General features: G+C 70.6%; 16 protein-coding genes. 8 read left to right on the forward strand and 8 right to left on the reverse strand.

All coding sequences use genetic code 11. The features are described from left to right. Positions 1-123 precede the first annotated feature (123 nt). The 3 genes from IG78_RS0128605 to IG78_RS0128615 all read left to right on the forward strand — a co-directional run bounded on the left by IG78_RS0128605 (position 124) and on the right by IG78_RS0128615 (position 4,155). Positions 124-1,353 carry an arginine deiminase gene (locus tag IG78_RS0128605; RefSeq protein ID WP_030568261.1) on the forward strand — a complete coding sequence of 410 codons (1,230 nt, stop codon included), beginning with the start codon at positions 124-126 and terminating at the stop codon, positions 1,351-1,353. Positions 1,354-1,530: 177 nt separating this feature from the next. After that, complete coding sequence (argF, locus tag IG78_RS0128610; protein WP_030568263.1) at positions 1,531-2,538, forward strand: ornithine carbamoyltransferase; 1,008 nt, start codon at positions 1,531-1,533, stop codon at positions 2,536-2,538. 111 nt (positions 2,539-2,649) lie between these two features. Further along, entirely contained in the window at positions 2,650-4,155 is a 1,506-nt protein-coding gene (locus IG78_RS0128615; protein WP_051853015.1) for an amino acid permease, read from the forward strand. Here the strand turns inward: IG78_RS0128615 and IG78_RS0128620 are convergent. Continuing rightward, on the reverse strand, positions 4,127-4,618 hold the full coding sequence (locus IG78_RS0128620) for an ATP-binding protein (protein ID WP_225882256.1): 492 nt from the start codon (positions 4,616-4,618) through the stop codon (positions 4,127-4,129). The genes IG78_RS0128615 and IG78_RS0128620 overlap by 29 nt on opposite strands. Positions 4,619-4,816: 198 nt before the next feature. Here IG78_RS0128620 and IG78_RS0128625 point away from each other — a divergent pair, with 198 nt between their 5' ends. Next, entirely contained in the window at positions 4,817-5,644 is an 828-nt protein-coding gene (locus IG78_RS0128625) for an enoyl-CoA hydratase family protein (protein ID WP_030568269.1), read from the forward strand. Next, positions 5,641-7,971, forward strand: coding sequence for a bifunctional salicylyl-CoA 5-hydroxylase/oxidoreductase (locus tag IG78_RS0128630; protein WP_225882257.1), 2,331 nt, complete (start codon positions 5,641-5,643; stop codon positions 7,969-7,971). Before IG78_RS0128625 ends, IG78_RS0128630 begins: the two co-directional genes overlap by 4 nt. Positions 7,972-8,018: 47 nt before the next feature. Here the strand turns inward: IG78_RS0128630 and IG78_RS0128635 are convergent, their stop codons facing one another. The 3 genes from IG78_RS0128635 to IG78_RS0128645 all read right to left on the reverse strand — a co-directional run bounded on the left by IG78_RS0128635 (position 8,019) and on the right by IG78_RS0128645 (position 11,176). Then, positions 8,019-8,651 (reverse strand): hypothetical protein, encoded by a 633-nt coding sequence (locus IG78_RS0128635; protein WP_030568273.1) that lies wholly within the window; start codon positions 8,649-8,651, stop codon positions 8,019-8,021. A gap of 68 nt (positions 8,652-8,719) precedes the next feature. Beyond that, on the reverse strand, positions 8,720-9,538 hold the full coding sequence (locus IG78_RS0128640; RefSeq protein ID WP_030568275.1) for a PaaX family transcriptional regulator: 819 nt from the start codon (positions 9,536-9,538) through the stop codon (positions 8,720-8,722). A gap of 9 nt (positions 9,539-9,547) precedes the next feature. Continuing rightward, a complete protein-coding gene (locus IG78_RS0128645) occupies positions 9,548-11,176 on the reverse strand; it encodes an AMP-binding protein (RefSeq protein ID WP_030568278.1) in 1,629 nt (542 codons plus the stop codon). A 131-nt stretch (positions 11,177-11,307) separates the two neighbouring features. On the opposite strand from IG78_RS0128645, the gene IG78_RS0128650 reads away from it, so the two are divergent. Beyond that, positions 11,308-12,486, forward strand: a complete 1,179-nt coding sequence (locus tag IG78_RS0128650) for an acyl-CoA dehydrogenase family protein (protein WP_037686568.1) — start codon at positions 11,308-11,310, stop codon at positions 12,484-12,486. Then, positions 12,483-12,881, forward strand: a complete 399-nt coding sequence (locus tag IG78_RS0128655) for a RidA family protein (RefSeq protein ID WP_030568282.1) — start codon at positions 12,483-12,485, stop codon at positions 12,879-12,881. Before IG78_RS0128650 ends, IG78_RS0128655 begins: the two co-directional genes overlap by 4 nt. A 13-nt stretch (positions 12,882-12,894) precedes the next feature. On the opposite strand, the gene IG78_RS0128660 is transcribed toward IG78_RS0128655, so the two are convergent. Genes IG78_RS0128660 through IG78_RS0128670 form a run of 3 tightly spaced genes read right to left on the reverse strand, consistent with a single transcriptional unit; the run spans position 12,895 to position 16,277 of the window. Then, entirely contained in the window at positions 12,895-13,560 is a 666-nt protein-coding gene (locus IG78_RS0128660; protein WP_037686569.1) for a hypothetical protein, read from the reverse strand. A 48-nt stretch (positions 13,561-13,608) separates the two neighbouring features. Further along, positions 13,609-14,526 carry a 5'-methylthioadenosine/S-adenosylhomocysteine nucleosidase family protein gene (locus IG78_RS0128665; protein ID WP_030568285.1) on the reverse strand — a complete coding sequence of 306 codons (918 nt, stop codon included), beginning with the start codon at positions 14,524-14,526 and terminating at the stop codon, positions 13,609-13,611. Then, a complete protein-coding gene (locus IG78_RS0128670; RefSeq protein ID WP_030568287.1) occupies positions 14,523-16,277 on the reverse strand; it encodes a hypothetical protein in 1,755 nt (584 codons plus the stop codon). Before IG78_RS0128670 ends, IG78_RS0128665 begins: the two co-directional genes overlap by 4 nt. An 85-nt stretch (positions 16,278-16,362) precedes the next feature. Between IG78_RS0128670 and IG78_RS0128675 the strand changes: the two genes are divergently transcribed. Then, positions 16,363-17,085, forward strand: coding sequence for an NUDIX hydrolase (locus IG78_RS0128675; protein WP_030568289.1), 723 nt, complete (start codon positions 16,363-16,365; stop codon positions 17,083-17,085). 120 nt (positions 17,086-17,205) lie between these two features. Here IG78_RS0128675 and IG78_RS0128680 read toward each other — a convergent pair whose 3' ends face one another. After that, on the reverse strand, positions 17,206-18,735 hold the full coding sequence (locus IG78_RS0128680) for a helix-turn-helix domain-containing protein (RefSeq protein ID WP_030568290.1): 1,530 nt from the start codon (positions 18,733-18,735) through the stop codon (positions 17,206-17,208). Positions 18,736-19,023 lie beyond the last annotated feature (288 nt).

The raw sequence follows: 19,023 nt of genomic DNA on the forward strand, positions 1-19,023 counted from the left end.
TGTGTGTGGCCGTCCCCCTCCGGGCTCTGTCCCGGCGGGCAGGACGGCCGCCCCGGTGCGTGCCGGGTGTCACTTGTCGCGGTTCGGCGCGTGCGGGGGCGCCGGGCAGGTGAGGATGGAGGCATGGGATTTCACGTCGACTCCGAGGCAGGGCGGCTGCGCCGCGTCATACTGCACCGCCCCGATCTGGAGCTGAAACGGCTCACACCCACCAACAAGGACGCGCTGCTCTTCGACGACGTCCTGTGGGTGCGCAGGGCACGGCAGGAGCACGACGGCTTCGCCGACGTGCTGCGCGACCGCGGGGTGACGGTGCACCTCTTCGGTGATCTGCTGGCCGAGGCCCTCGACGTCCCGGCGGCCCGGCTCCTCGTCCTGGACCGTGTCTTCGACGAGAAGGAGTACGGCCCGCTGGCCACCGACCACCTGCGGGCCTCCTTCGACCCGCTGCCGTCGGCGGAGCTGGCCGAGGCGCTGATCGGCGGCATGACGAAGCGGGAGTACCTGGACCGGCACCCGGAGCCGACGTCCGTGCGCTTCCACTGCATGGACATGGACGACTTCCTGCTCCGGCCGCTGCCCAACCACCTGTTCACGCGGGACACCTCCGCGTGGATCTACGACGGCGTGTCCATCAACGCGATGCGCTGGCCTGCCCGGCAGCGCGAGACCGTCCACTTCGAGGCGATCTACCAGCACCACCCGCTCTTCCACGGCCAGGGCTTCCACCTCTGGTCGCAGGGGCAGTCCGACTATCCCTCCACCATCGAGGGCGGTGACGTCCTGGTCCTCGGCAACGGCGCGGTGCTCATCGGCATGAGCGAGCGCACCACCCCGCAGGCCGTCGAGATGCTGGCGCACAAGCTGTTCGCCGCCGGGTCCGCGACCTCGATCGTGGCGCTCGACATGCCCAAGCGCCGGGCCTTCATGCACCTGGACACGGTCATGACGATGGTCGACGGGGACACGTTCACGCAGTACGCGGGCCTCGGCATGCTGCGCTCGTACACCATCGAACCGGGCGTCGACGAGCGCGAGTTGAAGGTCACCGACCATCCGCCGGAGCACATGCACCGCGCCATCGCCGCCGCGCTCGGCCTCGGCGGCATCCGGGTCCTCACGGCCACCCAGGACGTGCACGCCGCCGAGCGCGAGCAGTGGGACGACGGCTGCAACGTACTCGCGGTCGAGCCGGGCGTGGTCGTGGCCTACGAGCGGAACGCGACCACCAACACATATCTGCGCAAGCAGGGCCTCGAAGTGATCGAGATCCCCGGCAGCGAGCTGGGCCGCGGCCGGGGCGGGCCGCGGTGCATGAGCTGTCCGGTGGAGCGGGGGCCGGTGGGCGGCTGAGGCGGGGCGCCGGTGGGCGGCCTGAGCTGAACGCGGGCGGGCGGGCGGCGCGGGCGGGGCCCGGGTGGGTGGCCGGGACGGGGCTCCGATGGAGTCTGCATATAAATGTGAAAGGTCGTATAGACTTTCAAGGGTTCCCCCGCCCGCCTCTCCGCATGTGTACCCCAGGAGCGCCCTATGGCGACTGCCACGACCGGCCTCACCGGCCGCCACTTCCTCAAGGAGCTGGACTTCACCGCCGAGGAGTTCCGCGGCCTGCTCGCCCTGGCCGCGGAACTGAAGGCGGCCAAGCGGGCCGGGACGGAGACACGGCGCCTGAGCGGGCGGAACATCGCGCTGATCTTCGAGAAGGCGTCGACCCGCACCCGGTGCTCCTTCGAGGTGGCCGCCGCGGACCAGGGTGCCACCACGACGTACATCGACCCCACCGGGGCGCACATCGGCAAGAAGGAGTCCGTGCGGGACACCGCCCGGGTGCTCGGCCGGATGTACGACGCCATCCAGTTCCGCGGTGACGCCCAGGCGACCGTCGAGTCGCTCGCCGCCCACGCCGGGGTGCCCGTCTACAACGGCCTGACCGACGCCTGGCACCCCACCCAGATGCTCGCCGACATCCTGACGATGACCGAGCACTGCGCCGAGCCCCTGGAGCGCGTCGCCTACGCCTACCTCGGCGACGCCCGTCTGAACATGGGCAACTCCTACCTGGTCACCGGCGCCCTGCTCGGCATGGACGTCCGGATCGTGGCGCCCCGCGCGTACTGGCCCGCCGAGGCCGTCGTGGCCCGCGCCCGGGCGCTCGCCGAGGTCAGCGGTGCGCGGATCACGCTCACCGAGGACATCTCCGAAGGCGTCGTGGGCGCCGACTTCGTCGCCACCGACGTCTGGGTGTCGATGGGGGAGCCCGCCGACGTCTGGGACGAGCGCGTCGCGGACCTCGCGCCGTACGCGGTGACGATGGACGTGCTGCGCGCCACCGGCAACCCCGATGTGCGGTTCCTGCACTGCCTGCCCGCCTTCCACGACCTGTCCACGCAGGTCGGACGGGAGGTCTGCGAGCGCCACGGGCTCTCGTCGCTGGAGGTGACCGACGAGGTGTTCGAGTCGGAGCACTCGGTCGTCTTCGACGAGGCGGAGAATCGGATGCACACGATCAAGGCGGTCCTGGTGGCGACACTCACCTGAGCACCTCCCGCCTCCCGCCTCCTGACTCCTGACACCGACTCCGAGGCAGCTCACGCGTCACCGCACGACCGCACCACCCGCACCACCCGCACCAGAATCGAGTACCACCCCATGGGCCCCAACCGCCCGCCCGCCACCACCCCGGCCCCTTCCCGGCCCGGACGGCGCCTCAAGTCCCCCGATCTCCTCGTCGCCGAATCCGGCGCGGACCTGGAGGGGCACGGCCTCAAGCGCACGATGGGACTGTTCCAGCTCGTCTGCTTCGGTGTCGGCGCGATCGTCGGCACCGGCATCTTCGTCGGTCTGTCCGACAGCGTCGCCGAAGCCGGGCCCGCGGTCGCGGTCTCCTTTGTCCTGGCGGCTGTGACCTGCGTCTTCACCGCGTTCTCGGTCGCGGAGCTGGGCGGCGCGATCCCCGTGTCGGGCAGCTCGTACTCGTTCGCGTACGCGACGTTCGGCGAGCGCACCGCGTTCCTCGTCGGCTGGTGCCTGCTGCTTGAGTACGGGGTCTCGGTGTCGGCCGTCGCGGTCGGCTGGAGCCAGTATCTGAACGAGCTGCTCGACAGCCTCACCGGGTGGCGGTTGCCCGCCGCCCTGTCCGCGGGCCCGGGGGACGGCGGTGCCGTCAACCTCCCCGCCGTCGTCGTGATCGCCCTCGCCGCCGTGCTCCTCGCCCGCGGGATGCGCGAGAGCGCGCGGGCCACCGCCGCGATGGCGGTTCTGAAGATCGGCGTCCTGCTGCTGTTCCTGGCCATCGCCTTCACGGCGTTCCGGGACGGCAATCTCACGCCGTTCGCGGGTGCCGGGGTCTCCGGTGTCACGGCGGGCGCCTCGCTCGCGTTCTTCTCGTTCATCGGCTTCGACGCGGTGACGACGGCGGGCGAGGAGGTGCGCGACCCGCGCAGGAACATCCCCCTCGCCATCCTGATCTGCATCGGCGTGGTGACCCTGCTGTACGTCGCCGTGGCGCTCGCGGCCGTCGGCGCGCTCGGCGCGGACGAGGTCGCCGCCAGGCCCGCGGCGCTGTCACTGATCGTCGACCAGGTCACCGGGTCCGCCGTGGGCGGCGGCGTCATCGCCTTCGGCGCGGTCGTGGCCATCGCGTCCGTGGTCCTCGCGGTCATGTACGGCCAGACCCGCGTCCTGATGTCGATGTCACGGGACGGCCTGATGCCGCGGGTATTCGAACGGGTCTCGCCGCGGACCGCGACACCCGCCGCGGGCACGTGGATCGTGGCCGCCGCCGTCGCCGTCCCCGCCGCCTTCTCGTCCCTGGACGTGGTCGTCGGCCTGACCACCATCGGCACCCTCGCGATCATGGCCGTGGTCAATGTGGCGGTGCTCGCGCTGCGGCGTACGCACCCGGGCCTCAAGCGGACGTTCCGGGTGCCGCTGTACCCGCTGAGCCCGCTCGCCGGCGTGGGCTTCTGTCTCTACCTGATCTGGGGTACGGGCTGGTCCACCTGGACGCAGTTCGCGGTGTTCCTGGCGGTGGGGGCCGGGGTGTACGCACTGTACGGGCGCGGGCACTCGCGGCTCGGGCGCGCGGAGGGCGCCGGGGGTCCCGGGGACTTCGGAGAAGCGGCCGTCAGCGGTCCGCCGGCGCGGAGAGGGTGAACCAGACCGCCTTGCCGGACGCGGTGGGGCGGTGCCCGCAGGACGAGCTGAGGGTGCGGATCAGGAGCAGGCCGCGCCCGTGCTCCTGCCAGGGGTCGGGCGCGGAGTCCGCCGCTGGGTCGGTCAGGTCGTACGGGGGGACGGGGCTGGAGTCGCGCACCTCGACCTGGCAGAGCGTCGGAAGCAGCTCGATGACCAGCTCTATCGGGTCGTGGCCCGCCGTGTGCTCGACGGCGTTGGCGACCAGCTCGGCCGTGAGCAGCTCCGCGGTGTCGGTGTCCGCCGTGGAGCCGATGTCCGTGAGGGCCGTGCGGACCAGGGCACGTGCGATCGGTACCGCTGCCGTGGTGTGCGGCAGGGCGATGCGCCACGAGGCGGGGGAGTGATCGTCGGCCAAGGCGGGTCCGTTCGAGGTGCAGGTGGTCCGAGCAGGCGGCCCCTGTGCGGTTCTGCCTTCAACCATACGAATCCTAAGCGGAGCGGCGACAGAGACCACCGTCGGCCGGTTCGGCGACCCATGCGGGGAAATGAGGGGACGTATGCCCCTAGTCATATCGCGTACTCATGACGACAGTCATGGATGAGTGATAACTTCGGGTGAGAACCGGCACGCCCCCGTCACCGTCGGCACCGCCGCCCCCGCCCGAGGAGGCCGCACGTCATGAGTCCCTTCACCGGCTCCACCGCCCGCACCCCCGAGTGGCGACATCTGAACCTGACGGTCGACGACGGCGTCGCGACCGTCACCCTCGCCCGCCCCGAGAAACTGAACGCGCTCACCTTCGGCGCGTACGCCGATCTGCGCGACCTGCTCGCCGAACTGTCCCGGGAGCGGTCCGTGCGGGCGCTCGTCCTCGGCGGCGAGGGGCGCGGCTTCTGCTCCGGCGGTGACGTGGACGAGATCATCGGCGCGACGCTCGCCATGGACACCGCGCAGTTGCTCGACTTCAACCGCATGACGGGCCAGGTCGTGCGGGCCCTGCGCGAATGCCCGTTCCCGGTGGTGGCCGCGGTGCACGGGGTGGCAGCGGGCGCGGGGGCGGTGCTCGCGCTCGCCGCGGACTTCCGGGTCGCCGACCCCTCGGCCCGGTTCGCGTTCCTGTTCACCAAGGTCGGGCTCTCCGGCGGTGACATGGGCGCCGCGTATCTGCTGCCGCGCGTCGTCGGGCTCGGCCACGCCACGCGGCTGCTGATGCTCGGCGAGCCGGTGCGGGCGCCCGAGGCCGAGCGGATCGGCCTGATCAGCGAGCTCACGGACGAGGGCGGGGCGGCCGAGTCCGCCGCCGCCCTGGCCCGCCGCCTCGCCCAGGGCCCCGCCCTCGCGTACGCCCAGACGAAGGCGCTGCTCACCGCCGAGCTCGACATGCCGCTCGCGGCGGCCGTCGAAATGGACGCGGCCACCCAGGCGCTCCTGATGAACGGCGAGGACTACGCCGAGTTCCACGCGGCGTTCACCGGCAAGCGGCCGCCGAAGTGGCGGGGGCGGTGACCGCGGTGACGCCGGGGGAGCAGGGCGCGGGGCGGGCCGCCCGCCGTGTCGCCGTCATCGGGGGCGGCCCCGGCGGCCTGTACGCCGCGGCCCTGCTCAAGCGGCTCGCCCCGGAGCGCGAGGTCACCGTCTGGGAGCGGAACGCCCCCGAGGACACCTTCGGCTTCGGCGTGGTCCTCTCCGACGAGACCCTCGGCGGCATCGAGCACGCCGACCCGGTGGTGTACGCGGCGCTGCGCCGCGAGTTCGTCCGCTGGGACGACATCGACATCGTGCACCGCGGCACCCGCCACACCTCCGGCGGCCACGGCTTCGCCGCGCTCGGGCGGCGCACCCTGCTGGCGGTCCTGCACGAGCGCTGCCGCGACCTGGGCGTCGACCTCCGCTTCCGTACGAAGGCGCCGCCCGCCGCCGAGCTCGCCACGGAGTACGACCTGGTGATCGCCGCGGACGGCGTGCACAGCGCGACCCGCGAGGCGCACGCCGACGCCTTCCGCCCCGCCCTCACCACGCACCGCTGCCGCTACCTCTGGCTCGCCGCCGACTTCGCCTTCGACGCCTTCCGCTTCGAGATCGCCGAGACCGAGCACGGCGTGATGCAGTTGCACGGCTACCCGTACGAGGCGGCGACGGAAGCGACCTCCGGCGCGTCCACGGTCATCGTCGAGATGCGCGAGGAGGTGTGGCGGGCCGCCGGGTTCGCGGACCTGGACGCCGCGCAGTCCGTCGAACGCTGCGCCAAGCTCTTCACGGACACCCTCGGCGGCCGCCCCCTGCGCACCAACAACTCCTCCTGGCTCACCTTCCGCACGGTCGTCAACGACCACTGGTCGCACAACAACATCGTTCTGCTCGGCGACGCCGCCCACACCGCGCACTTCTCCATCGGCTCCGGCACCAAGCTCGCCGTGGAGGACGCCCTCGCGCTCGTCGCCTCCCTCCACGAGCAGCAGGACCTGCCGGCGGCCCTCACCGCGTACGAGGCCGAGCGCCGCCCCGTCGTCGCGTCCACGCAGCGCGCGGCCCGCGCCAGCCTGCAGTGGTTCGAGGAACTGCCGCTGTACGTGGACCAGCCGCCCCGGCAGTTCGCGTTCAACCTGCTCACCCGCAGCCGCCGGGTCACGCACGACAACCTGCGCCTGCGCGACGCGCACTTCACCCAGGCCGTGGAGCGGGACTTCGGCTGCCCGCCCGGCACACCCCCCATGTTCACGCCGTTCCGCCTGCGCGACCTGGAACTGCGCAACCGCGTCGTCGTGTCCCCCATGGACATGTACTCCGCCGTGGACGGTGTGCCCGGTGACTTCCACCTGGTCCACCTGGGGGCGCGGGCGCTCGGCGGTGCGGGCCTGGTCATGACGGAGATGGTGTGCGTGAGCGACTACGGCCGCATCACGCCGGGCTGCGCCGGCCTCTACACCGACGAACAGGCCGCCGCCTGGACCCGGATCGTCGACTTCGCCCACACCCAGGCGCCCGGCACGGCCCTCGGTGTCCAGCTCGGCCACTCCGGCCGCAAGGGCTCGACGAAACTGATGTGGGAGGGCATCGACGAGCCGCTGCCCACCGCCAACTGGCCGCTCCTCGCCCCGTCCCCCCTCCCGTACGGCCCCACGAGCCAGACCCCGCAGGAACTGGACGGGTCCGGACTCGCCGCCGTCCGCGAGGAGTTCACCGCCGCCGCCCGCCGCGCCGCCGACTGCGGCTTCGACCTCCTCGAACTCCACTGCGCCCACGGCTACCTCCTCTCCAGCTTCCTCTCCCCGCTCGCCAACCACCGCACCGACGCCTACGGCGGCTCGCTCCAGGCCCGCCTCCGCTTCCCCCTGGAGGTCTTCGACGCCGTACGCGACGTCTGGCCCGCATCGCGCCCCATGACCGTCCGCATCTCGGCCACGGACTGGGCGGACGGTGGCACCACCGCGGACGACGCGGTCGCCGTGGCCCGCGCGTTCGCCGCGCACGGTGCCGACGCCGTCGATGTCTCCACCGGCCAGGTCGTCCCCGACGAACGCCCCGCCTACGGCCGTTCCTACCAGACCCCGTTCGCCGACCGCATCCGCAACGAGACGGGCATCCCCGTCATCGCCGTCGGCGCCATCTCCTCCTGGGACGACGTCAACTCCCTCCTCCTGGCAGGCCGCACCGACCTCTGCGCCCTCGCCCGCCCCCACCTCTACGACCCCCATTGGACCCTGCACGCGGCAGCGGAACAGGGCTATGCGGGCCCGGGAATCTCCTGGCCCGTCCAGTACCGCGCGGGCAGCCGCCGCCCCCAGACGGGCCGCACGGACGCCCCGAAACCACGGCTCTCACTGACACCGTGACACGGCAAGGCCCCGCCAGGCCGCACCTGGCGGGGCCACCACCCGCGTTACGCCCGTCCTCCCGGTGGGGGACCGTAGTTGGCGGTCAGGGCCGCGGCGTACCGGTCCGGCACCCTCCGACCCGCGAAGGTCACCGGAAGATATGACTCCAGGGCCCCCGACACGTCCAGGAACGGCCCGAACCGCGCACGCCATTCCTCCCGCTCGGCCGCACCCGGAAACCCCCTGAAAACCGCGACCTCGGGGTCTCTTTCCCCCCAGCACCCCCACTTCCCGGAAGGCCCGGTCACAGCGATGACATCGGCCGAGATGGCGATCGACCCCATGACGTCACCGTCCGGCTCGTAGCCGATCGCCGCCCAGTAGTCATCCGCGTCGGCCTCCACGGACAGCGAGACGGCCGGGTACATTCCGTACTCCGCCACGTAGAACGCAGCACCGTCCGGCTCCAGGACCAGCAGGTCGACGTACGGATCCCCGTGCCACCGCGCCATCGCCCGGAGGGCGGGCCAGAACTCCGGAGTGAGGACGGCATCGAACTCACAGAACAGCGAGTCACCCGCGTCCCCGGCGAAGGGCTGGTCGGGCGACTTGAAGACCAGGCCCGGCAACCTGGCACGCAGATCGAAAGCAGCCGCGCCACGGCCGCGAACATCCGCATACCCGTCGCGATCGACCACGATCGAACCCCTTCTTGTCCTCCTGCGACAGGTTGTGCCAGGCGTGGCTACAGTTCCCTCTGCATTCTTCAATGCCCCGCCACGAACTCCGCCCCCGCCCCTCGCAACCGCCCGTCCAGCCCCCGGAACACCTCCGCCGCCCTGCCCCCCGGCCACCCCTCCGGCAGGAGCTCCGCGGGCAGGCCCGGGTCGGCGTAGGGGAGGTGGCGCCAGGAGTCCAGGGCCAGGAGGTGGTCGCGGTAGGCCTCTTCGGGTGGGGTGTCGGGGCGGGACTGCCAGGCGCGCAGGACCGGTTCGTGGCGGTCGAGGAAGGCCTCGTGCTGGTTGGCGAGGGAGGCGAGGTCCCACCAGCGGGCCACGGCTTCGGCGGTGGGGGTGAAGCCGAGGTGGGTGCCGCGGAACAGGTCGACGTACGAAGTGAGGTGCAGGCGGGCCAGGGTGTGGCGGGTCTCCTCGTGGAGGTGCGCGGGGGCGATCCACACGCCGGGTGCCGCCGAGCCGAAGCCGAGCCCCGCGAGGCGGGAGCGCAGGACGTGCCGCTTGCTGCGTTCGGCCTCGGGGACCGAGAAGACGGCGAGGACCCAGCCGGAGTCGGGTTGGTCCGCGCGCGGGGCGTAGATGCGGCGGTCGCCGTCCTCCAGGAGCTGGCGGGCCTCGGCGGAGAGGGCGTACCCCGCCCCGCCCGTCTCCGTACGCGCGGGAAGCAGCAGGCCCCTGCGCTTCAGGCGCGACACCGACGAGCGCACGGACGGCGCGTCCACGCCCACCGGGGCGAGGAGGCGCACCAGTTCGGCGACCGCGACGGGCCCGGGCGCGGCCCGGCCGTACGCGCCGTAGAAGCTGACGATCAGGGACCTGGGAGTGTGCTGTGGGTGCTGCTCGGACACGTGATCACTCTAGGCCCCGCCCGCGGGCCCCGGCCCCCGCAGCCGGAACCGCTGCAGCTTGCCCGTAGCCGTCCGCGGCAGCGCGTCCAGGAACACCACCTCGCGCGGGCACTTGTACGGCACCAGCTCCTCCTTGACGAACTCCCGCAGTTGCTCGGCGTCCGCCACCGCGCCCGCGCGCAGCACCACGTACGCCACCACCACCTGCCCGCGCCGCTCGTCGGGACGGCCCACGACAGCCGTCTCCACCACGTCCGGATGGCGGAGCAGGGCCTCCTCCACCTCCGGGCCCGCGATGTTGTACCCCGCCGAGATGATCATGTCGTCCGCGCGGGCCACGTAACGGAAGTAGCCGTCGGCGTCCCGTACATAGGTGTCGCCGGTGATGTTCCAGCCATGGCGGACGTACTCCCGCTGCCGCGGGTCGGCCAGATACCGGCAGCCGATCGGGCCGCGCACCGCGAGCAGCCCCGGCTCGCCGTCCGGCACCGGCGCGCCGGAACCGTCGACCACGCGCGCGTGCCAGCCGGGCACGGGCAGGCCCGTCGTGCCGGGGCGGATCGCGTCGTCGGCCGCGGAGATGAAGATGTGGAGCAGCTCCGTCGCGCCGATGCCGTTGATGATGCGCAGGCCCGTGCGCTCGTGCCAGGCCTGCCAGGTCGCGGCGGGCAGGTTCTCGCCCGCGGAGACGCAGCGCCGCAGCGAGGACACGTCCTGGGGGGAGGCGGCCTCCTGCAACGCGTCCAGCATCGCGCGGTACGCCGTCGGCGCCGTGAACAGCACGCTCACCCCGTGCTCGGCGATCGCGGGCAGCAACTGCCTGGGCCCCGCCTGTTCGAGGAGCAGCGAGGACGCGCCAACGCGCAGCGGGAAAACGACCAGGCCGCCGAGGCCGAACGTGAAGCCCAGCGGGGGACTGCCCGCGAACACGTCGTCCGGGCCCGCCTTGAGGACATGGCGCCCGAAGGTGTCCGCGATCGCGAGCACGTCCCGGTGGAAGTGCATACACCCCTTGGGGCGGCCCGTCGTACCCGAGGTGAACGCGATGAGCGCCACGTCGTCGGCCGCCGTGTCCACGGCCTCGTACGCCGACTGCGGCGCGGCCGCCGTACGGGCGAACAGGTCGTCGGGACCCTCGCCGCCGTACGTCGTCACGCGCAGGCCCGGCACCCCGGCCTTGGTCAGGTCGTCGACCGCGCGGACGTCGCACAGCGCGTGCGAGACCTGCGCGATCTCGCAGATCGTGGCCAGCTCCTGGGTGCGCTGCTGCGCCAGGACGGTCACCGCGACCGCGCCCGCCTTCATCACCGCGAGCCAGCAGGCCGCGAGCCACGGCGAGGTGGCGCCGCGCAGCAGCACGCGGTTGCCGGGGACCACGCCGAGTTCGCCGGTCAGCACGTGCGCGATCCGGTCGACCCGCTCCTGGAGCCCGCCGTACGTCCACACGGTGCCGTCGCCCGCGCGGAACGCCGGGCGGTCCGCGCCGAACCGGCTCGCCGTGCGGTCGAGCAGTTCGCCACCGCAGTTCAGGCGGTCAGGGCAGTGCAGCTCGGGCCGGTCGCGCACCAGCGCGGGCCACTGCTCGCGGGGCGGGAGATGGTCGCGCGCGAAGGTGTCGACGTGACCTGAACGCTCCATGGTGCTTCGCCCCCTCGCCGGTCGGGCGTACTGGCCGGTCGGGCGTGGTGGTGACCGGCCGAACGAGCGTATCGTGATGGTGACGACAGTCAACGGTGCGCGATAAACCCGCGCGAGGGGAGAGGCCCGGGATGACGGCATTCTCGCTCGATCCTGAACAAACCGCCCGCTGTGCCCGACTGCGGGAGCAGGCCGCCGAACGGCTGCTGCCACTCGTGGAGAAGGCGGACGAGGGCGCGGGAGCCGGTGCGCCCGGCCGGGTGAACCGGCCGCTGGTCGCCGCGCTCGGTGAACTCGGCCTCCTGGAGGACCTGTTCACCTCCGGCGCCCTCGATCTGTGCCTGATGCGCGAGTCCCTCGCCCGGGTCTGCACGGAGGCCGAGACCGCCCTCGCCCTACAGGGCCTCGGCGGGCACCCCGTGCACGCGTACGGCACTCCCGCGCAGCGCGAGCGCTGGCTGCCCGCCGTGGGGGCGGGCCGCGCGGTCGCGGCCTTCGCCCTGTCCGAGCCGGGCGCCGGGTCCGACGCGGCGGCCCTGGCCCTGAGCGCCACCCCCGACGGTCCTTCGGCCTGGCGCCTGACGGGCGAGAAGTCCTGGATCTCGAACGCGCCGGAGGCCGACTTCTACACCGTCTTCGCGCGCACCGCACCGGACGCGGGCGCCCGCGGCGTCACCGCCTTCCTGGTCCCCGCCGACCGCGCGGGCCTCACCGGCGCCCCCCTCGCGATGCTCTCGCCGCATCCCATCGGCACGCTCTCCTTCGACGGCGTCCGTGTCGGCGCCGACGACGTGCTCGGCGAGGTCGACCGCGGGTTCCGGGTCGCCATGACGACCCTCAACCGCTTCCGCCCGAGCGTCGGCGCGTTCGCCGTCGGCATGGCGCAGGCCGCCCTGGACGCCACCCTCGCCCACACGGCGGCCCGGGACGCCTTCGGCGGCAAGCTCAAGGACCTCCAGGCGGTGTCCCACCAGGTGGCGGAGATGGCGACGCGCACACAGGCGGCACGCCTGCTCGTGTACGCGGCCGCGGCGGCGTACGACCGCGGCGAGCCGGACATCGCCGGGCGCGCGGCGATGGCGAAGCTCTTCGCCACGGAGAGCGCCCAGTTCGTGGTCGACACCGCGGTCCAGTTGCACGGCGCCCGCGGCCTCCTGCACGGGCACCTCCTGGAGCACCTGTACCGCGAGGTGCGGGCGCCGCGCATCTACGAAGGCGCGAGCGAGGTCCAGCGCACCGTCATCGCCAAGGAGCTGTACGGGGCCCGGCCCCAGGAGCCGCAGCGGGAGAAGGGGACCCCCACCGCATGAGCCTCGACCGCCTCAACCCCGCCGGCCTCTCCCCGCCCACCGGCTTCTCGCACGCCGTCGTCGCCACCGGCGGGCGCCTGGTCTTCCTCGCCGGGCAGACCGCCCTGGACACCGAAGGCAAGGTGGTCGGCGCCACCCTGCCCGAGCAGTTCGCAAAGGCCCTGGCCAACCTCCTCGCCGCCCTCCACGCCGCGGGCGGCACCCCAGCCGACCTGGCCCGCGTCACCGTCTACGCCACCGACGTCGCCGACTACCGCACCCACGCCCGCGAACTCGGCCGCATCTGGAAGGACCTCGCGGGCCGCGACTACCCGGCGATGGCGGTGATCGGCACGGTGCGGTTGTGGGACGAGGAGTGCCTGGTGGAACTGGACGGGTTCGCGGTGCTGCCGTGAGAGCTGGGTGGCGTCAGGACTGAGGCGCCGGAAGCGTGGGTGAGCTGTCCGTCCAGGCTGTGTCGAACTGCTGCAGAGCGATGGAATACAGGAGCCCGGGCGCCCGGGCGTACAGACACGGGGAGTTCCTGCCGTGCGCGGAGCTGCTGTAGAAGGTGAGGTAGGCCGCCCGGTCCGTTGCGATCACGCGGCAGATGTTGGGCAGGTTGAAGCTGCGGAGCGCGAAGTTGCTCTGTGTGCGGGCCACCTGGGCGAGATAGTCCATATTCGTCTGGACCTGGCTCCTGAGCAGCTCCGGTGTGAAGCCGGGGTCGAATCGGCCCACGTCACGCGAGCGCCGGTCGAGCCAGGAGTCGCCCGGGGTGCCGGGGTCGGGCAGCAGGACTTGAACGCACTCGGGAGTCAACGCCCCCGACCACAGAGGAAAGAAGGCCTCACGAGTGAGTACGTTGCCACGCCCCGCCATGACTTTGATCCAGCGAGCCCGGCCGAGGTCCCGTGCGACGTCCTGATCGGCGGACGACTGATGACGGTACACACGGCCGAGCCCTGTGCCCGTGCACCAAGAGCAGGCGGCGATCAGCCACCACAGTGGTCGTGAGCCGCGCAAAAGGCCGAGGACGAGTACGATCGCGCTGGCTGCGAGAGAGCTGAGTACTCCGAACAGGAAAGCATTCATGCGAGCCATCTCCCTGTGCTGGATTACCTCGATTGATTGACTTCACGGTCAGCAGAGGTAGGGCAGAAGTCGTCGCAGCATGTGTGCGGCGTTTCGGGCCGCGAGTTCGTGATGTCCGTGGCCCTTCTCTTCGTCGGCGTTGTCGGACACCCCGCGGATGACGATCCAGCCAGGGTTGATGCCGCCGTAGACAGAGTTCTCCTGCCAGTATTGGCTCAACCCTCCGGCTTCCATGTCCACTGCCAGAACCTTCTCGTGATAGTTCGTGAGGTAGCTGCGGATTTCGTTTTCGCGGTCGGTGATGACGGCCTCGCCGGACCCGATCACTCCCGGGTAGACATCGAACTCTTCCGAGGCGTGTGTAGAAAGCTGACCGGCTATGCGGGCCGGAGTGCCGTGATCGGCAAAGAAGGCGTTCACCGCATGGACGACCGGTGCCGGCGCCTGCCGGTGCTCACCCCGGCGGCGGACGTCCCCACGCGGATTGATCTTGCGATTCTCGTAGTAGACGATGTCGGTGGAGACGATGACGTTGCCGATGCGAGCGTGGTCGTCATGGATGCCGCCACCCACTCCGACCAGGGCCCACAGCCGAGGTTCGTAGTGACGGCGCAAGTTTTCCAACGCGGCCATCGTTGACCGTTGTCCCTGGCTCTGGCTCTGGGTGGCCACGATGCGAACGGTCGCTTGCGGAGAGGCGTGTTCGCCCCGGTAGAAGTAGAGTCCACCGGGCTCCTTGTGACGCTGCAGCTTCAGCTCGTCCACGACGGACCGCAGTTCCTCGCTGAGGATCGTGACCACTCCGACGTCCCACGCGGAGGTCCGTTCCTCGGCCGCCCCGGCGTCATTGGGGTGGGCGGTGCCGTGAGAGGGGACGGCAACGGAGACATGGGCGTGTTCTCCGACGGCGTTGTTGCTGAAGTTGTTGTTGTCGCCGTGGCTGGTGATGCCTCGGTTGGCGCTCACTGGCTTCCTCCACCGCTGGTGTTGTGGGGTCCTGCCGACTGGTTCACGGAAACGCCGACCTGGGCTGCGTCGCCCACGGCGTTGTTGCTGAAAGTGTTGTTGTCGCCGAAGTTGAAGATGCCGCTGTTGATGATTTTGAGTGCACGGTCGTTGAACTCGGATATGTCCACATTCTTGCTATGCAGAAAATCTCCGGCGGCTCTGAGCAGCCGCTGCTCTATCGTCTTCATCCGGCCCAGGATGTCGGTCTTCTCCAACTGAATTTTGGACCACGCCTGCGCCGAACTTTCCCGTATGCTCACCCGGCTGCCGATCAGGATGTTGCGGATCGGCGTGGAGGTGAGGTCACGGGGGAGCAGTGTTGCCTTGCCCAAGGTGTAGACGTAGCGGATGATCCGCCATGAGTACTGGATCTCCGAGGACAAGATGGCCAGTTCGCGAAACGCCGCCCAGATTACGGCCACGGCGCCGTGGTGGCCGAATTCCTCGGTACGTTGGAAGGATCTCGGCGTATGGGCGAGAACGCAGGCAGCCGTGGAGATGCTCAAGGTGCGACCTTGCAGGCTGATATGCAGCAGGACGGTCGCGACGAATTCCGATCCTTCTGCGGGCGTCGAGATTTCGAGGAAGTGATGCTGCCTGGATCCGGGTGTGTTGATGATGTCACGCAGGTCGGCCTCGGTGAACTTCTTCGGAAGAAGGGAATGGTCTACTGCCACATCAGTGTCGGCCATGTAGACACGGTCGCGGACCTGCGCGGGAAGCCGCACATCCTCGCTGTCGGTGTTCAGCAGTCGTACGGCATCGCGCAGGTAATCGACCAGCTCATGTGCCTGGAAGGGGGGCACGGGGTGCTCGCGCTCATGAAGCGGTGCTTTGCCCTCATCGTCGGGGCGCAGCAATTGGATGCTCATCGGCGGGTTCCACTGGTAGACGAGTTCACCGGCCCCGATGAACGGTGACTCGTCCCCGAAGAGCGTGAACATGGTGAGGTCGTCGTCCTCGTCCTCGTCCTCACTGTGACGGGGGCGGCGGTACACGGCACCGACGTGTTGCTGCTGTTGGTCCGCAGCTCGTTGTCGGCCTGACAGGCGTGCAGGCCGAAGGGACGGCGCGCGCAGGATGTGGTTCAGCATGAGCTGGCGTGTGGCTCCGACGCCGAGGCACATGAGCGAGATGCCCACCGCCACGTGGAGGGCCGCCTCGGCGTGGCCTGGGTGGGTGAGCGCGGTGGTCAGCCCCGCTAGCGTCAAGGAGAGAGAGGCCACCCCAATGCGTCGGAGCGCGCGCGTCTTCTCCGAGTGCCTTCGGGGAAAGAGCAGTTTGAGGAGGCGCCGATCGCCTCGTGCCACCGGTCCGAGACCGCGGCGTTTGGACTTTCGTCTGGGGCTCGGCTGTCGGTCGGCGTCCCGGAGCGCCGTGGCGAGGCGGAGCAGCCACAAGAGGGCAAGGCCGCAGGCGACAAGGATGGCCGTGGGCAGGGCGTTCGCACAGGCGGGGGCGACTACTGCCCCCACAACCGTTATGCGCAGTAGCGCGCTGAGCGTGGCGGCCAGCCATGCGTGGTGCATGACGGGAACGATGTCGAACCCATAGGACGGGGCGACTCGTCGGTGCGGCGCGGTGCACACCTCGTCGATCACGAGGTCGCGAAATCGTTCGTCCACGTACACGCCGGCGCATAAGTGACGGGTTGCGCCAGTGGGTTCGCCGGTTGCTTCCTCGATCGGTGGCGCATGGGAAGTGATCATGACTTGCCCTCGCCTCGCAGAGTTATGGTCAATGGGACCATAAGGCGCGCAGGTGTTTAAGTCAATATGACCTTTAGGAGTTCTCGTGGATGCCTGGCTCAAAGACTCCACCGAGGTGGAGGCGTCATGGGTGACGGTGGACTTGGCGATCTTCACGGTCAGGGGCGATCAGCTGATGGTTCTCCTGATCGAGCGCGGGCTGGAGCCTTTTGATGGCTGGCCCGCGCTTCCCGGCGGCTACGTACAGAAGAGCGAGACGTTGCGCGAGGGGGCGCTGCGTGAACTTCGGGAGGAGGCCGGGATCGACGGCAGTCGCCTGCACCTGGAGCAACTCGGCGCCTATGGAGACCCGCTACGGGACCCGAGGGGAAGGGTGGTCACCATCGCCTATCTCGCGCTGGGGCCGGATCTCCCCACTCCAGTGGGCGGAACCGATGCCAGGCGTGCCTACTGGGCCTCATTGTCGCAGCTAGTCAGTGAGGCGAAGGAGTTGGCGTTCGATCACCCGGTCATCCTCGCGGATGCTCTGGAGGAGGTCCGCAGGAAGCTCGAGTACACCGCTGTCGCCACGGCCTTCTGCGGCGAGTCGTTCACCTTGAGTGAGTTGCGCGCGGTCTACGAAGCGATCTGGGGGCAGCGTCTGGACCCGAGCAACTTCCGCCGCAAGGTGCTCAACACCGCAGGGTTCGTGCAGCCCACTGGGGAGCAACGGCTGCCCCCCACCGGCCGCCCGGCCGCCCTCTACCGGCGGGGGAGTGCGTGGCTGCTCAACCCGCCCTTGCTGCGCGGCAACGGGCACGCCGCATAACCCTCCGCAGGCGCCGACCGACTCGCAAGGAGCGATCCTGGATGGAGTCAGAGGCGCCGCCGCGCCCCATCCGGACTCGCATTCGTTGCAGGCCAGACAGCACGCGGCGGCATCCGTCGCTCAGATGTCCCGGAACGTCTCGATCTGCGCTCCCACCGAGTTGAGCCGCTCCGCCAGGTCCTCGTACCCACGATTGATCACGTAGACGTTGCGCAGCACGGACGTGCCCTCGGCCGCCATCATGGCGAGCAGCACGACCACGGCGGGGCGCAGCGCGGGCGGGCACATCATCTCGGCGGCGCGCCAGCGGGTGGGGCCCTCGACCAGGACGCGGTGCGGGTCCAGGAGCTGGAGGCGGCCGCCGAGGCGGTTGAGGTCGGTGAGGTAGATCGCGCGGTTGTCGTAGACCCAGTCGTGGATGAGGGTCTTGCCCTGGGCGGCCGCGGCGATCGCCGCGAAGAACGGGACGTTGTCGATGTTCAGGCCGGGGAAGGGCATCGGGTGGATCTTGTCGATGGGCGCCTCCAGCTTGGAGGGCCGCACCGTGAGGTCGATGAGGCGGGTGCGGCCGTTGTCCGCCGCGTACTCGGGCGTGCGGTCGTGGTCGAGGCCCATCTCCTCCAGGACCGCCAGCTCGATCTCCAGGAACTCGATCGGCACCCGCTTGACCGTCAGTTCGGACTCGGTGACGACGGCGGCGGCCAGCAGGCTCATCGCCTCGACCGGGTCCTCGGACGGCGAGTAGTCCACGTCCACGTCGATGGTCGGCACGCCGTGCACGGTCAGGGTCGTGGTGCCGATGCCCTCGACCTTGACGCCGAGCGCCTCCAGGAAGAAGCACAGGTCCTGGACCATGTAGTTGGAGGACGCGTTGCGGATGACGGTCGTGCCGGCGCTGCGGGCGGCGGCGAGCAGGGCGTTCTCGGTCACCGTGTCGCCGCGCTCGGTCAGCACGATCGGGCGGTCGGGCGTGACGTCGCGGGCGACCTCCGCGTGGTAGAGACCCTCGGTGGCGGCGATGTCCAGACCGAAGCGGCGCAGCGCGATCATGTGTGGCTCGATCGTGCGGGTGCCGAGATCGCAGCCGCCCGCGTACGGCAGCCGGAAGTGGTCCATACGGTGCAGGAGCGGGCCGAGGAACATGATGATCGAGCGGGTGCGGCGGGCGGCCTCCGCGTCCATGGCGTCCATGTCGAGCCGCGCGGGCGGCACGATCTCCAGGTCGACGCCCTCGTTGATCCAGCGGGTGCGCACCCCGATGGAGTTGAGCACCTCAAGGAGGCGGTAGACCTCCTCGATGCGGGCGACCCGGCGCAGCACGGTGCGGCCCTTGTTGAGCAGCGACGCGCAGAGCAGCGCCACGCACGCGTTCTTACTCGTCTTGACGTCGATGGAGCCGGAGAGGCGGCGGTTGCCGACGACCCGCAGATGCATCGGGCCCGCGTAGCCGAGCGAGACGATCTCACTGTCGAGCGCCTCGCCGATACGGGCGATCATCTCAAGGCTGATGTTCTGATTGCCGCGCTCGATGCGATTGACGGCGCTCTGGCTGGTGTTGAGCGCCTCGGCCAACTGCGACTGGGTCCAGCCACGGTGCTGCCGGGCGTCACGGATGAGCTTGCCGATGCGTACGAGGTAGTCGTCTGCCATGGGCGCAGGTTATCTCAGATATGAGATGACGCACGCGCTGGGGTAGGCCATTGGTGGAGTGACCGGTTCCGGTCCCACGCGTTCGATTTCCGGTCCCGCGCGTTCGGCTTCCCGGTCCCGCGCGTTCGGCTTCCCGGTCCCGCGCGTTCGGCTTCCCGGCCCGCGTGTTGGCCCGAGTGGGGCTCAGGTGTCGCGGCGTACGCGGGAGTTCACTCGCGGCGCGCGCCGCCCGCGTCACCCGGGCGGCGCCGCGCTGCCTCGACGACACATCGCCGCCGTGCACCACTG

The sequence above is a fragment of the Streptomyces aureocirculatus genome, from assembly GCF_000720475.1.
Lineage (GTDB): Bacteria > Actinomycetota > Actinomycetes > Streptomycetales > Streptomycetaceae > Streptomyces > Streptomyces aureocirculatus.